The organism is Hominimerdicola alba, assembly GCF_900112155.1.
Lineage (GTDB): Bacteria > Bacillota > Clostridia > Oscillospirales > Ruminococcaceae > Hominimerdicola > Hominimerdicola alba_D.
In genome coordinates this window covers 134051-148660 of record NZ_FOKQ01000001.1, presented here as the reverse complement: position 1 = coordinate 148660, position 14610 = coordinate 134051, and the positions used below count along the sequence as shown (strand labels likewise).

Sequence of the window (14610 nt, the reverse complement as noted above, 5' to 3'; positions counted from 1 at the left end):
TTCCGTATTATTTACCCTTCAATCAAACCTTTGTAGTCGTTTTCATTGAGTATATAATACATCTTTTTCCGAAAAAACTATATCATGTAAATAATTTTTATATCAAAAATATAACACAACCGTGATTATTTATCCTTGAATGTTTCACGGAAGGCTGTTACATTTTTGCCGTCTGATTTGCCGTATACAGCGAAAACTATGTGGGTGAAGCATTTTTCATAGCCTTCGTCCATAAGGACTTTTCTGAAATAATGCGAAACTTTCTGCGGTGAATTTCCGAAAGCTCCGCAGCCCCATGCCCCAAGAACAAGCTCTTTACAGCCACGTGAAACCGCTGTATGGAGCATTATGCGTATGCGGCGGGTCATGGTGGATTCAATCAGGCTGTCTGAAGCGATAAACGCTGCACCTCGCCTGTTCGGGGCGGGTATGGTGATGACCGACACCTTGAAAGGGTTTGCTGTCAGCTGAAGATCACTGCCGCGAATGACCCAGACCTCTGGGGAATAGAGCATATGATCTGATTCTACCTTGCTGAGGTGAGTGTTGTTGTAGCGGTACATTTCGCTTGCAGCCTTCGATGATATGGAGCTGTAAAGGGTACTGCACCTGCACAGCGCTTCTTCCTGGGCTGATGCACCTAAACGAAAACCTCCCCCTGCGTTGTGGGCATTGGCAAAGTTCATCACCATTGGCTCGTGCAGGCGCTTTGCTGCTTCAAATGAATCCTCACAGGTGACTTCGATGATACAGGGCGTCCCGACATGGTATGCCGAAATATCCTCTTTCAGCATAGCCTCCCCCATTGCAGAAGTTATTACCTCAACAGTTGATGTATCGTGCTTTGGCAGAGTTACCTTTTTACCATCGACAGTGTATTCAAGCTCGGAAGTGATTTTTATCGTTTCTTTTGCTATCGCGATATTATTCATATAATCACCTTATCAAAAATCCCGAAACGTATCTCGGTCTCAGGGTCATACTACAACGAACCTGTTCTTGCCGCCGTGTTTAGCATCGTAAAGTGCAGAATCCACACGTATAAGCAGTTTATCCAGAGTGTCGTCCCCTCTGGCTTCGGTCACGCCGATACTTATGGTGCGCTTCCCTGCCAATGGGAAATCTATCTCCCTGAATGCCTCGCACATCTCCCCTGCTGCATCGATGGCGTTGTTGATGTCATTGGGAATTAGCACCATGAATTCCTCACCGCCCCAGCGTCCTGCGGAAGCAAAATTGCCGCGGCTGGAAATCCCATCTTTCAGCATTTTCGCAAGACCGACTATGACATTGTCGCCCTCGTTATGACCGTAGGTATCGTTGACCGACTTGAAGTTATCGATATCTATCATTATCAGCGAAAGCTTTTCGCCACTGATAAGGCGCTCATTTATCCTGCGCTGTATCTCGGCTCGGTTGTAAAGCTTGGTGAGACCGTCACGTATAGCAGATTCTTCAAGTTCACGGAAAGCGGCATTTATATAGTTTGCCAGACGATTTATCAGCGCCATTTTACCTGTGAATTCTTCGCCGTCTATTTCAAGGGTCTTTGCAGGCAGGTCATCAGCCAGACCCTCACGCATACCTACAAGCACCATAGTTACGTTGTGCTGATTCACGTACTTATCGGTACGCAGGAACTCTCCAGAGGTATAGAATCCGGAGGTGGGAGCGATACCGCAGAACGGCTTGGATTCTTTGGATATCTCGTTATTGCCCCAGAAGCTTCGTCTTGCGGCGCAGGAGAAGATCTGCACGATCTCGGGACGGAAATCACGTATCCTTGCTCCCTCTTCGCGGACGCTGTCCAATATCGTGCCCGGGTCACCGTATGCAAGCTGTGCAAATTCATCGGACTCCATATCCGATGTCATTATTAGGGAACCGTCTTCAAGGCTGGCAGTTGGCGCGCGGAGTATATTTATACCGTGGCATTTATAGAAGAATGGAAATTCCAGCGAATGGTTAAAGAAGTGAGAATCATTTTTGATGTTGAGGTATTTATAGTAAACATCATAGGCAGGTGCGCCGTCCAGTTCATAGAGCCTGCTGCCCTCGGAACGGGTGACATGGAACATTTTGCCGAGAGGTTTCCAGCCTGTGACATAAGTCGAATCGATAGCCAGGTCTTCACCGCCCAGCAGCCAGAAAACTACTCCGCGTGAAGAGATACCACTGCTTTTTGAGAAAACGCAGGCTTCTTCATTATTGATATCCGAAGCGAAAGCACCGCCGCCAAAAATCTGTATATCCTCTCTGGCTCGGCTTAGATTATCGCAGAAGACTGTCATGGACATACCTCTTAAAGTTGTCACCAGCTCCACTGCCTTGACCCAGGGATTCTCGTCAATAAGATGAAGAATATCGCCTGTGACACTGTCGGCAGTTTCATCAGAGAGTTCGTACTGCCTGAACAGCATTTTGGTTGAAGGATATTCAAAAACGGTACATACAATGGAGATATCATTTCCTGAAAATTCTCCGCCAATGATATTACCGTTTGTCGAACAGCCGAAGTATTCAGCCTGCGGCAGAGCAGATTCAATGACTGAGCAGATATGTCTTATCTTTTCCCGGTCAACCAGTTCTGAATATATCTGAAAAACTATATGTGAATACACGCTCGAATCGCACCACAGCCTTATTTTAGTAAGTTCGGTCTTCAGCGTGAAGTCGTTATAATAATCAAACTGAAATTGTCTCAACGACAGCTCCTCCATTCAGTAGAAATCCATTATATTTATAGATTAGTATAACACATTTTTTCTAAAACTTCAAGATAATTTTAATATTTTTTCAAATGACAATGTGATTTTCATGAAATAGGTTATCACGCATTGACTTTTTTGTTTCAGCTTGGTATAATTAGTGATAAGCGAGGTGAAAATGCTCCATGAATAATAATGACCTTTTAAAAAATATTATCGAATATATTAAAGATAACGAAGAGCTTCTTGATTATCTTTCAGGTGAATGTGATCTTGATTTTGAGGATGACGAGGAACTTGCAGATGATCTGAGTTTTCTTACTGAGAACGCCAAAAGCAATTACAAGCTTGAACCCTTTGCCTGCGATGGTGAAGGCGGAATATATGCCCTGCTTGATGGTGAGATGGTGGGTATGATAGACTCTGAGGGGCAGTCGGGTATAGTCGCAAAAAACATCCGCGACTTTTTCAGCATCATCATTCACTGCGGATACCTTAAAGATTTCGGAAAGTTCGGATGGCTGGAAGATCATGATGAATTTTCTGAACATTTTATTGAGATCGAAGAAGATTTTCTGGAGGATTTTTCAGAGGAATTTCAGCTTGAAACTGATCCGCAGAAAATATTTCAGATGTTCAGAGAAGCTGTTCAAACACAACCCCAACTGAAGATCACAGCAACTTCAGAGGACTATGATGATTACCAACAGATATTTGAATTTTGACGAATTATAACAGTATTTCGTGTACATAGGCAAAAGGAGGCGGTCACGTGAAAAAGAACTGGCTGGTATCTCCGCCTGACAGGGACGGAAATTTCCCTAAGCATGGCAGGAGCAGGCAGACTATGGAAAATTTTGCGCACAATACTGCGGTATTCGCAGACAGCAAACACAGACCTCTCCACGGTCAGCGCACAAAACCACTTTGCGATATGCGCTACGGCACATATCCCCTAAGCTGGAACGGCTGTGAACTCATTGCCTGCTACAACTGCGCTGTTCTTCTCGGTAGAGAGATAACATTTCCGCAAGTGGTATTTGAGTTTGAGATAAACAAGATGCACTATATTTTCCCCAACGGATACTGGGGTACTGCCCCGAAGAAGCTGTGGTACTTTTTTAAAAAGCACGATATGCCCTACCGTTCCTACCGTGACGGAGGAGAGTTTGCAAAATACGCCAAGACCACAAAAGCGTCCTGCGGGATAATCTCTTTCTGGAACAACGAGCGTTCGACTGCGAAGTTCCACGGGCTTGATTTTTTCAGCGGCGGACTTCACACTGTAGCATACAAATACCGTGCAGGACGATTCCTCGTATACAATCTCTACGGCAATGATACATCAGTTCGCCACTATGCGGATATCGGTCAAGTTTACAAGGAAAACAGGTTCATCATAGGATATATTTTTGACGGCGATATCAAGGAATGATACTCCTCTGAAATACCGTGTATAGTTCAGGTTGACAATAAGCCCGTGATGTGATACAATAAATGTATACAAAATTTGGAGGTAATCACAATGGCAGAAATTAAAATTTCAGACAGCATAGTATATATAGGTGCTGACGATAAGGATCTGGATCTTTTTGAAAGTCAGTACGATGTTCCCAACGGTATGGCTTACAATTCCTATGCTATACTCGATGACAAGGTTTGCATCATGGATACAGCTGACAAGCGTGTCAGTGATATATGGCTCGCAAATGTTAAGAAAGCTCTTGGGGACAGAAAGGCTGACTATCTGGTAGTTCAGCACGTTGAGCCCGACCATTCCGCAAACATCGCAAAACTTATGGCTGAGTATCCCGATATGAAGGTCGTTGGTAACGCAAAGACATTCACCATGCTGGGACAGTTCTTCAATATACCCGATATCGGTGCTCGTTCTGTAATAGTTAAAGAGGGCGACACACTGGAACTTGGCAGTCATACCCTGAAATTCTTCATGACACCTATGGTACACTGGCCTGAGGTCATGATGACATTTGAAGTAAGCGAGGGCGCTTTCTTCTCCGCTGATGCATTCGGTAAATTCGGCACTCTCGATACCGATGAGGACTGGGCTTGCGAGGCAAGAAGATACTACTTCAACATTGTCGGAAAGTACGGCGCACAGGTTCAGGCTGTTCTTAAAAAGGCGGCTGCGCTGGATATCAAGATGATACTCCCTCTCCACGGTCCGATACTGACCGAAAATCTGGGGTATTATATTGACCTTTACAATACATGGTCCAGCTACGAGCCTGAGAACAAGGGAATATTCATCGCTTGCGCTTCTATACACGGCAACACTCTCGCAGCAGCTGAAAAGCTGAAAGAAATGCTGGAAGCAAGGGGCGCTGAGAAAGTTTCACTCTCCGACATTACCCGTGACGATCAGGCTGAAGCTGTTGAGGACGCATTCCGCTATGACAGACTGGTACTTATGTCTTCATCTTACGACGGCGGCGTGTTCCCTCCTATGGAAGAACTGCTGATGCACCTGCGTGACAAGACTTACAGAAACAGGAAGATTGCCATTGTTGAGAACGGTTCATGGGCACCTTCGGCTGCAAGGGTAATCAAGAGCTATGTTGAAAAGTTCAAGGATATCACTCTGGTTGAACCTGTTGTTACCATAAAGTCCGCACTGAACGCCGAAAGCGAAAAGGCTCTGGAAGAACTGGCTGATGCGCTGACTGCTAAGTGATCTGTATAGTTACATATTTAAATTCAAACAAAATTCCCCGAAGCATTTCACAGTGCTTCGGGGGTTATTATTATCTTCCGTTATGTATCATTATAAGCAGTATCGAAAACCAGTGGAACACGCTTCCGCCGATGGTGAAAAGATGCCATATTGAATGGAAGTAGCGCTTTTTCTTCATCACGTAGAAGAACACACCGATGGTGTAAAAAAGTCCGCCTATGAGCAGGAACAGCAGGGATATCTTGTTTATCGTCCTCAGCATGGGCTTTACCGCGAAGACAACTGCCCAGCCCATAAGTATATAACACACCACCGAGGGCTTGCGGAATTTTTCCAGGTCGATGGAGTTCAGCACTATGCCGACCACCGCCGCCGCCCATATCACACCGAAAAGCGTCCAGCCAAAGGCACCCCGCAGTGGTACCAGTGTGATAGGTGTATAAGTTCCCGCAATCAGGAAAAATATTGTGTTGTGATCCATTATGCGGAAAAATCCCTTTGCTCTGTCATTCGTAATGGCGTGGTATAAGGTGGACATGGTGTACAAGATTATCAGCGAAGCCCCGTATATCGCACTGCTGACAACGCCCCAGGCATCGGAGTAGATCACTGCGAATACTATCAGTATCACCGTTCCCGCGATTGAAAGTCCCCCGCCTACACCGTGGCTCACGGAGTTGAATATCTCTTCCCCGAGAGTATACCGTTTCTGTTTATTTTTGATGTCAGTGCTCACATTACCGCCCCTTTCGGTCTGTTTTCTCTTAGGTATATGATAGCACCGATGCTTGAAAAAGTCAATACTTTTTTAGACAGTTGTCAAAAAAGCTTCAGGGGATCGCGGCAGAAAAATCAGCTTTCTCTTTTCTCAATAAGGATATCTTTTTCTGGTGATTCGATCTCAAACTTATCGTGATCTACACGAATTATCAAAGTGCCGTAAGGCGCGGATATCAGCTCGTTCAGTGCAGGTTCAAACATCAGCACCGAGCCAACTTTCCACAGTTCCAGATTATCCGCATCGTTGGCATAATTCTCAGGCTCATTTCCGACACCAAAGTACCAGCCACTATCGCCATCTCTCGTAGGTTCATCACGGATACCGAAGCAGATTTTCCAGCCCTCGGCACGAACTTTTTTGGAAACTATCGCTGTCTTATCCCAAAGCTTCCTTCGTTCTATCATGGGCATATAGTATTTTTCCGAATCAAGAAACACTCTAACCGACTGTTCATCACAAATATCACCCTCGGGAAGATCTCTGATATCAGCATCCCATATCTTTTTTTCATCAGCATTATCTGTCAGAAATGCTGCTAATCTCAGAAGCTGATCTGCATCTGCTTCTACAGTATAAGTAACCTCTTCCGCATCAGCATGACCCTTATCGCCGAAAACATAAACGGATAATCTTCCGTCTGAATAAAGGGTCGCCTTTACCGCACCCAGGTTTTCTTTATCACCGTAGAAAATAAAAAAGCATGGGAAATGCTCGTTGACGAACCAATCAAAAGCCGTTCCGTTTTTTCCGTTCATATAAAAAACTGCGCCATCTTTTTCAAGATCAGCCGAACTTACTTCGGGAAGTTTGCTTTTCAGCGCTTCGTGCATATATTTATCTACCTGAACAAGTATATTATTCATAACTATCCACCGCCATATCATAAGTATTTTCTTGATTATATCAGAATCCGTTCCCATTGTCAACAGAAAAGCCACAGCACTTCTGGCTTCACATCAGAAATGCTATGGCTACAATTTTTTTTATCAACAAAAAACTTTTAGCTGAAAGCTGTTAGGATTTAGCTCCACTGGTAAACATCGTCAGAGCCGTAGTATATCCAGTTGTAGGTGAAGTAAACTGCTTCACCGTCGTGCATATCCAGGAAATAATATCCTATAACTGGCTTTTCACCGTAGAGGTTCACTTCGTCAAGCTCAATAAGGCAGTAGGTGCTGTCATAAGGACGTTCATCGGTTGCGGGTATAGCGCAGTAAGAGCCGACATTTTTCGTCATACTGTATTTGCTTACACCGTGTCCGTTGTGGAAAAGCTCATCGGTAAGAGTACAGCCCTGTGCTTCGTACATAGCGACCATGCCGTCATAATTCTGATCGGTGCAGTGGTGGCATATACCTCCCGGGAGCCACAGATTATCATTTGTGATACCTCCCTCGCTTTTAAAACACATTATGACAGCATCGGCAACTGTGCCGCTTCCCGATACCGGTGCAGTTGCTACCATTTCCATAAAAAGATCTGTACCTTTTAAAGTCGCCTTGAGGAAACGGAAAAACTTTGTATCAGCTTCCATGGTGAGGTCGATCTCGGAGCAGTCCCATCTGTCGCCGTAGTTTTCAACGAACTCCCCTACCGTCATATAGCCGCCCTCTCTGAAAATGTCATTAGCTATCTGGACATAGCCCGATGAAAGGGTCGCGTCCTTTATCTGCTGAGTAGTCTGAAAATCCATAGATGCTGGAGTTTCGGAAGCTTCATCGGTATCAGCGGGAGCATCTTCGCTTGCTGGTGCATTATCGTCAGCGGTGTTGTTTTCAGCTTTATCCACTGATGCCGAAGCCGCGGGCTTATCGGTAGGCTTGGCGTTCTTTTCCACATTTTCTCCACAGCCTGTCATTGCAAGACATAAACATACTGCTGCCACTACTGTTATTTTCTTGATATTCATTTTTATTCCTCCGTTAAGTCAATTTCAGTTTTTTGATAAATTGTCGATAAACATATCTATCCTGTGCTTGTTATCAAACCACTTGATATTTGCCTGTTTATCGAATGAAGCGGGACAGGTCGTTACAGGATCGGAGATCCCATATAATCTGGTGTGTGATTCCATAAATAAATCTTTCTCGATCTCATTCTTTCCCCTGAAATACACAAATCCTTTGTCGGTCACATTGAAAGTATCGCTTATACCGCCGTCATACTCAAAATGACCGTCCACTATCCTGTGGCGCAATTCGGTGTACTGCACTGTGTTTTCGTCTAACCTCAGGGGATTGACAGTACACACATTCTCGTTTTGTCCCGTGAATGTCAATCCGCCTACAAGTTCTGTATCCTCACGATGATTGTAATCTGCACTCGTAATAGAATCGCGCTCACCGCTGCTGTCACAGGTGACCATCACAGCATCACTGCCTATGTGTTTTCCATCATCTGTCACCTCGATATACGATTCAAGCAGAAGTTCGGGAACACCGTCGGCATTAACATCATAAAGCCCGCAGCGGACATTGTTGTGATGGTTGGCATAAATATCGATATACTCAAAATATGAATTCTGCCATACATTCAGGTTATTGCAGGAAAGCAAGGGTGCATCTTCGGTCTTAAGTTCATAGTTGCCATTCCAGCTTTCTATCCACTTGGCGAAATCGCCTATCTCTTCAAATCCTGTGGTCTCGTCAGCAATCAGCCTGTGGGTCTCGCTGTCAAAATCATATATACTCTTTGCTTCCTCGGCGCTCATACCCATACCGATATTAAGATGACCGCCCTCTTTGGTTGTGAATATCTCCTGCCTACTTTCCACGGTCTCGACACACAGCAGATCATTCTCCGACGGGTCACCCGAACACCAAATAGTCGGCTGAAAATCAGTATCTGCTCTGATGTATTTTTCCGAATATCCATAAAGACATCTTGTACCCACAGTAAGGTAATTTGACTCCTTATCAGTATTGAACCTTTTCGCAGATTCTGATGCCTTGCCGTATATGAAATATTCGGGGATATCGTCACCGTCCGTATCATACATGATACCCTTTAATCCCGATGCATCGCCGTATTCCTCAGTCAGCTTGCTCAGCATTTCCGCTTTCCAGTCAGGCTGAGAGGTAATGTCGTTTGTCTCTGTCTTAATCAGCTGAGGTTTCTGGCTTGTATCGCTGTCTTTTCCTACATCGGGAACTTTCTGAACTGCGGCATGAAGCTGACCTCCGTGGTCTTTGTCTTTCTTATCCGATCTGTTAACAGCTATAGTCACTCCGCCTGCAACCACACCTGCCGCGATGACAGCCGCTGCAACTTTTGCAGCTATTCCCGATTTTACAGCCGTTGAACTCTTTGCGGCTGTGGTGGCTGCTTTTGCAGCAGCACCCGCAGCGGTGGCTGTTTCCAGTTTTCCTGCATTTTCGGGTATGAATTTGAAGAGCGGAACAGCACACAGCACAACGCCCGCTTTTTGCAGTTTTTCAAGGTTAGCTTTCAGCTTCTTGCGCGCATTGAAGAGCCTGACCTTTGCGTTGTTCGCATTCGTTCCTGTAAGTTCGGCTATCTCGGCAATACTTTTGTTTTTGTAGTAAAACAGAAAGAGCGCCTCCTTGTATTCGGGGCTGAGTGCTTCCAGCTGTTCTGTAATTATCTGCTTGATGTCCTCATTAACAGCGTAATCCTCGGGGAGCATCACTGTATCTTCGCGGGCTTGTTCGTAAGCTAGTTCAAGAGCGCGGTCGGGGTCATCATCCTCGGGATCGGCTGGGATATCCTGTCTGCGTGATGCTTTTTCCTTGGCTTCCCAAGCCTTGCGCTTTGCTATAGTATGTATCCACGAATTGAATGACGAGGATTCTTTCAGCTGATCGATGTGTTTCATCATTTCAACAAAGGTATCGGATACAACGTCCTGCGCATCAAATTCTGTGAGCCCCTGCTTCATCACGAATTTTGTCAGGGTATCGCTGTACTCTCTGTATATCTCGTCAACTGCGGACTTATCTCCGTTTTTCGCCCTTTCAATAAGCTGTTGAATATTTAAGTCACCCATTTTCGTTACTCCTTATCATTGTATTTACCAAGCAGATCATCAAGCATACCATTTTCTGCCATATAAGCCAGGATAAGCGCTATCAGCTCATCAAGCAGAACTTCATCATTTTGTTCCCATTCCAGATCTATCCCTCCTTCTATGGTCTGAAAGGCTTTTTTCGCCTCTCTGTATGTTAGAGGGTCTATCTCTGCAAAAGGTTAATGCTTTTTTGAAAAAAATTTTTATTCCAGTGTTTTTACATAACCATTATACAATTTTAAAGGCTATCCGTCAAGAATATCTATAAAAGCAAAAGGCAGACACAGTACCTTACCTGCATCCGCCTGAATGTGTTATCTCCTTTTGTAAAGAACTATCTCCGGTTCACTGCCGTCAACGCTGTATGAAGATATCAGTATGAACGAAGCATCAGCCGCTACACCATAACAGACTCCCATATCCGCAAATTCTATCTGGGTGCCCAGGTAGATATTCTTGTCATTCAGAAGCTTCACCTTTTCACCGCTTGGCATAGTATATTCAAGGTTGATGAAACTTCCCGCAAGCTCACAGAGTTCTTCCGCTTTTCCTAAGCCCTCGGCTTTCAAAAGTTTGTTTATCTCCTCAAGAAGCTTAGCTTTGAAATCCTCATAGCCTTTTCTTCCGCCGACTTTTATGTACTCAGCAGCAACACATCTCCCCCCGAAAGGCGAACCGCAGGTGGCGGTACAGCCTTTACAGTTTTCCTTTATCCCACAATTCTCGCAGTTTGCTCCACAGTAGTTTTCCATATTGTTCTCCTTTCTTTAGACAAACAGTTACTATTGATTCTTCTCCCGTGGCATTTTATAAAGCGATACCGCTTTCAGTGCCAGCAGAAAAAACTCCGTCACTGCAGCATAAGGCACTCTGGTCATTATAAGGTACAGCACGGCCGCCATGCTCAGTACGAAGGAAATCGCTGTTAAAATCCGCTGTCCCTTTTCAGCTTTCAACCTATTCAGAATGATACCTGCCGATCCCGATGATACCAGTAAAATGAAAAGTATCCAGTAAACCAGAAGTATCGGCTTTTGGTGCGTACAATGCCACAATGTCACCGATGTGATATGACCGTTTTTTTCGCATGGATAAAGCGGCAGAAGTATAAACATGATGCTCATGACATCGGCTATGCCCGAAAGCAGGCGGTAAATGCTCCGCATATTTGAATCATTCTCGTCCCGCGCGGCTGTGATAAGTTCCTCGGAAGAAAGCAGAGAATCTATCGAAACAGAGAAATATCGGGATATCTCTTTTAGAGAATCGATGCTCGGGTATCCCCTGCCGGATTCCCATTTTGATATCGCAGTCCGCGAAACATACAGCTCTTTCGCAAGCTCGTCCTGCGTAAGACCCCGCTGTTTTCTCAGTTCCTGTAATTTTTCGTTGAATTCCATTTCTGCCTCCGTCAATCTTTTTCATTCAATAAAACTGCACCGTGATACAGCAGATACAGCCCTCCGCTGAGTGTCACCGAACCGATTATATCAGTCAGCCAGTGTACCCCCGAAACTGTTCGTCCGATGACCATAAACAGAGAAAAAAACAAGGCAAATATATCCGCCAAGAGTTTCAAAACTCCTGCCGAAGCCCTGCGGTGCGCCTGAAAACTCAGCGTAGGCATTACACTCAGCACCAGCAGAGTTGTGGATGAGGGATAGGAAGCTTCCATATAGCCGTTTATCGGTATGGGTCGATAATTTATGGGTATCATCTCGAATATAAGATACCCGAAGATCACCAGAATATAATAAACGCCCAGCAGTACGATATCAACATCGACCTTTAAAAGGCTTTTTCTTTTGACAAGCTGTGTCAGACCCAGTAAACCAAAGCCCATGCAGACAGCTATCGGCACAAGCCCAAGCCAGTCCGTGATGGTGTAAATGCTCATATGCACACCTGTGATATCATGAAACCTGACATTTATATCAGCAAAACCGATATCAGTCCCCTTTTGTCCCACCGGCTGAACATCTACCGTCTGTATCAGATATGTCCACATCGCAAAGATCGCCAGCATGACAACTCCAAAAATCGTCAGTTTCTTTCCCTTATTTCTCATCGCTCATTCTCCTTTAAGGTATTGCCTTTCGGCTGACCTTATGGTAACACACGAGCGGGATGATGTAAAGAATCTGTCCGTCACAGCCGTGATACGATTCGTGTCATGGCGTATTTTCGGGGATTTTGAGCCATCACCCGTATTGCTATCGACCTTTGTGTTTCTCTTTTTTCTTTTGCTGTTTCAGTTCAAAAAGGCGCTTCGCTTCCGCCTGTTTCTCCTCTCGTGTCCTGACCTTTCGCTCCAGTTTGTTCTCTTCCAGCTGTTTCTGAAGTGCCTGCTGAGATTTCGTACCGATACCTTTCTGCGCCATTTGCTTTCTGGCGTTCCGCTGTCTTCTTTTAGGATTATCTGCGGTCTTTCTCTTTTCAGCCTCGATAGCTTTGCTGAAAGGAAGTTCATCCCAATGCTTCAGAACAAATCCATAAACCTCGCAGTCAGAAGGTTCAGCGCCAAAAGTTACACGGCAGACCGAAAGCTTTCCGCCGTCACAGCGCTCAAATACCCCGACCCAGAAAGGGTCATCAAAATAGACCGTCAGCTTTCCTTCCATGGCTCAATAAATATGATCTTGTTTTTCATGGAAATCTTTGCCACCCTGTATCCGTAGACGGTAAGCTCTTTTTTGTAATTCAGGAATGAGTGGTCAATATCTGTCCCGCATATCTTTTCCACTTCATCAAAGGTAAGTTCAGCGGGCGAATTATCCCTGATGTATTCCCAGAGTTTGCTGTATTTGCTCATTTTTCCCTCTTTTCAGATATCCAGCAAAGGCACCCAGATACCGCTTTCATAATCGGGTGACTTCGGTTCGCCTGTGGAATAAACTTCTATCGTGGCTGTGCCGTCAGCATGATGTTGCTGACCGTCTTTCGGGAACCACTCCTGCCATACGTATGTGTTCAGTGCTTGCAGAGATTCGGGGATAGCACCTTTTGTTGAAAATACCGCCCAATCACCTTCACGGAAAGAGAAAAGCTCCAGTCCATCCGGAACTTCCCCGCCCTTGTAAAGACCCGCTATCCAGTAGGAAAAACAGTTATCCGATTCCACGCAGATAGCGTACATACCTATGCCGTTTTCAAGTATAGCTGCTTCCACGGGAGTTTCAGGCTTCATAGTCTGCCACAGCCTTGCATATTTCGCGTTGTATTCCCTCTCCCAGAACTGGGGACACTTGGTATAGCCCTCGCCGTTAGGTATCTCAGTGTGAAAGCCTATAAATGTCATTTTATGTTTCTTTTCATAAGTTACGTTCATTGTTACACCTCTCAGTATTCAGTTTAAGGCAGAAGCCAGTCCTTTGCCTTTTCGTAATCATCAAAAGTTTCCACGGCTATACACTTTGCTTTCAAAGCTTTTATCTCTCTGCGTAACCGACTGCCTACACCGACAAAAGCTATCTTCCTGAACACTTTTCCGCTGTTTTCAAAAGCAGAAAAGATCGTTTCGGTTATACGTTCGGTGATTTCGGTCTTATCCAGGTTGATGATCATAAATGCGGAAGATGAAGGTCTTGAAAAAGCCTTTTTATCACCGAGTAATTTTTCAATGACTTCATCTTCATATCCGCCCATGCCGTCAAGATGTTCGCACCAGATCGTACCGCCGTTATAGTTCAGTTCAAAGGATTTTTTCTTTATCGCCGCCTGTTGGATATCATCCATTTTCTGTCACCTTATCCCGTATGTATTCACAAAATGCCTGCTGAATTTTTCTATCTTTTCGATTGCTTCATCTGCCTTTTCAGGTTCGCGGTCACAAAGGTGTATCAAAGCTGATATCGGCGCAGTATATGCAAATGCCAGCATTTCAGGTTCATCACATCTCAGCAGACCTTTCTCCGCCATTCCCCTGAAAATATGGGCAAACATATCCGTCAGCCCTGTGAGAAAATGCTTAGTTGCCAACTCCTTTGCCCGCTCATCACGGTATTGCTCTATCGAAAGCAGTTTTCTCGTCATAACGACCCGCTCGTCATGCACCGTGAAATCCACCATACGCATCGTCATTGCCGTCAGCGCTTCAAGAGAATCTGGAACAGGCGGCAGATTTTCCGCTGAACCGAAACCCTTGTCATAATAGGCTATCATCTCGTCAAGCAGGCTGTTCCAGATATCCTCCTTACTTTTGAAATGCTTGTACATCGAGGATTTAACCAGTCCCAGCGATGCAGTCAGCTCTCGGATATTTGTACCCGCATAGCCCTTTTGCGAAAACTGATCCAGCGCCGCTTCCAGAATTCTTTCTTTAGTATCCTTTGCCATCGTTACCTCCGATCAAACAGTGACCAATCGTTCACTTATATTATAGTGAACTATCGGTCACTTG

General features: G+C 45.0%; 17 protein-coding genes. 3 read left to right on the top strand and 14 right to left on the bottom strand.

Annotated elements, in window-relative coordinates; all coding sequences use genetic code 11:
• Positions 1–125: 125 nt before the first annotated feature.
• Positions 126–932 carry a TIGR02452 family protein gene (locus BM265_RS00630; protein ID WP_074959557.1) on the bottom strand — a complete coding sequence of 269 codons (807 nt, stop codon included), beginning with the start codon at positions 930–932 and terminating at the stop codon, positions 126–128.
• Positions 933–977: 45 nt separating this feature from the next.
• Positions 978–2705, bottom strand: a complete 1728-nt coding sequence (locus BM265_RS00625) for a sensor domain-containing diguanylate cyclase (protein WP_074959556.1) — start codon at positions 2703–2705, stop codon at positions 978–980.
• Between the two features lie 188 nt (positions 2706–2893).
• Here BM265_RS00625 and BM265_RS00620 point away from each other — a divergent pair, with 188 nt between their 5' ends.
• The 3 genes from BM265_RS00620 to BM265_RS00610 all read left to right on the top strand — a co-directional run bounded on the left by BM265_RS00620 (position 2894) and on the right by BM265_RS00610 (position 5403).
• Positions 2894–3433 (top strand): hypothetical protein, encoded by a 540-nt coding sequence (locus tag BM265_RS00620; protein WP_074959555.1) that lies wholly within the window; start codon positions 2894–2896, stop codon positions 3431–3433.
• A 47-nt stretch (positions 3434–3480) separates the two neighbouring features.
• On the top strand, positions 3481–4143 hold the full coding sequence (locus BM265_RS00615; protein ID WP_074959554.1) for a hypothetical protein: 663 nt from the start codon (positions 3481–3483) through the stop codon (positions 4141–4143).
• A 90-nt stretch (positions 4144–4233) separates the two neighbouring features.
• Positions 4234–5403, top strand: a complete 1170-nt coding sequence (locus BM265_RS00610) for an FprA family A-type flavoprotein (protein WP_074959553.1) — start codon at positions 4234–4236, stop codon at positions 5401–5403.
• 70 nt (positions 5404–5473) lie between these two features.
• On the opposite strand, the gene trhA is transcribed toward BM265_RS00610, so the two are convergent.
• The 12 genes from trhA to BM265_RS00550 all read right to left on the bottom strand — a co-directional run bounded on the left by trhA (position 5474) and on the right by BM265_RS00550 (position 14546).
• Positions 5474–6139: a PAQR family membrane homeostasis protein TrhA gene (gene trhA / locus BM265_RS00605; protein WP_074959552.1), complete on the bottom strand. Its 666-nt coding sequence runs from the start codon at positions 6137–6139 to the stop codon at positions 5474–5476.
• A 116-nt stretch (positions 6140–6255) separates the two neighbouring features.
• Positions 6256–7047, bottom strand: a complete 792-nt coding sequence (locus BM265_RS00600; RefSeq protein ID WP_074959551.1) for an immunity protein Imm33 domain-containing protein — start codon at positions 7045–7047, stop codon at positions 6256–6258.
• A gap of 158 nt (positions 7048–7205) precedes the next feature.
• A complete protein-coding gene (locus BM265_RS00595) occupies positions 7206–8093 on the bottom strand; it encodes a hypothetical protein (RefSeq protein WP_074959550.1) in 888 nt (295 codons plus the stop codon).
• 24 nt (positions 8094–8117) lie between these two features.
• Positions 8118–10190 (bottom strand): RNA polymerase sigma factor, encoded by a 2073-nt coding sequence (locus BM265_RS00590; RefSeq protein WP_074959549.1) that lies wholly within the window; start codon positions 10188–10190, stop codon positions 8118–8120.
• 335 nt (positions 10191–10525) lie between these two features.
• Entirely contained in the window at positions 10526–10963 is a 438-nt protein-coding gene (locus BM265_RS00585) for a hypothetical protein (protein ID WP_074959548.1), read from the bottom strand.
• A 30-nt stretch (positions 10964–10993) separates the two neighbouring features.
• The gene (locus tag BM265_RS00580) at positions 10994–11611 is read right to left on the bottom strand and encodes a helix-turn-helix domain-containing protein (protein ID WP_074959547.1); all 618 of its coding nucleotides are present in this window, start codon (positions 11609–11611) and stop codon (positions 10994–10996) included.
• A gap of 11 nt (positions 11612–11622) precedes the next feature.
• Positions 11623–12279, bottom strand: coding sequence for a phosphatase PAP2 family protein (locus tag BM265_RS00575; RefSeq protein WP_074959546.1), 657 nt, complete (start codon positions 12277–12279; stop codon positions 11623–11625).
• A 145-nt stretch (positions 12280–12424) separates the two neighbouring features.
• Positions 12425–12832 carry a YjdF family protein gene (locus BM265_RS00570; RefSeq protein WP_074959545.1) on the bottom strand — a complete coding sequence of 136 codons (408 nt, stop codon included), beginning with the start codon at positions 12830–12832 and terminating at the stop codon, positions 12425–12427.
• Positions 12817–13023, bottom strand: a complete 207-nt coding sequence (locus tag BM265_RS00565) for a hypothetical protein (protein WP_074959544.1) — start codon at positions 13021–13023, stop codon at positions 12817–12819. Before BM265_RS00565 ends, BM265_RS00570 begins: the two co-directional genes overlap by 16 nt.
• 12 nt (positions 13024–13035) lie before the next feature.
• Positions 13036–13539: a GyrI-like domain-containing protein gene (locus BM265_RS00560; protein ID WP_074959543.1), complete on the bottom strand. Its 504-nt coding sequence runs from the start codon at positions 13537–13539 to the stop codon at positions 13036–13038.
• 23 nt (positions 13540–13562) lie between these two features.
• Positions 13563–13946: a hypothetical protein gene (locus BM265_RS00555; RefSeq protein WP_074959542.1), complete on the bottom strand. Its 384-nt coding sequence runs from the start codon at positions 13944–13946 to the stop codon at positions 13563–13565.
• A gap of 6 nt (positions 13947–13952) precedes the next feature.
• On the bottom strand, positions 13953–14546 hold the full coding sequence (locus BM265_RS00550) for a TetR/AcrR family transcriptional regulator (protein WP_074959541.1): 594 nt from the start codon (positions 14544–14546) through the stop codon (positions 13953–13955).
• Positions 14547–14610 lie beyond the last annotated feature (64 nt).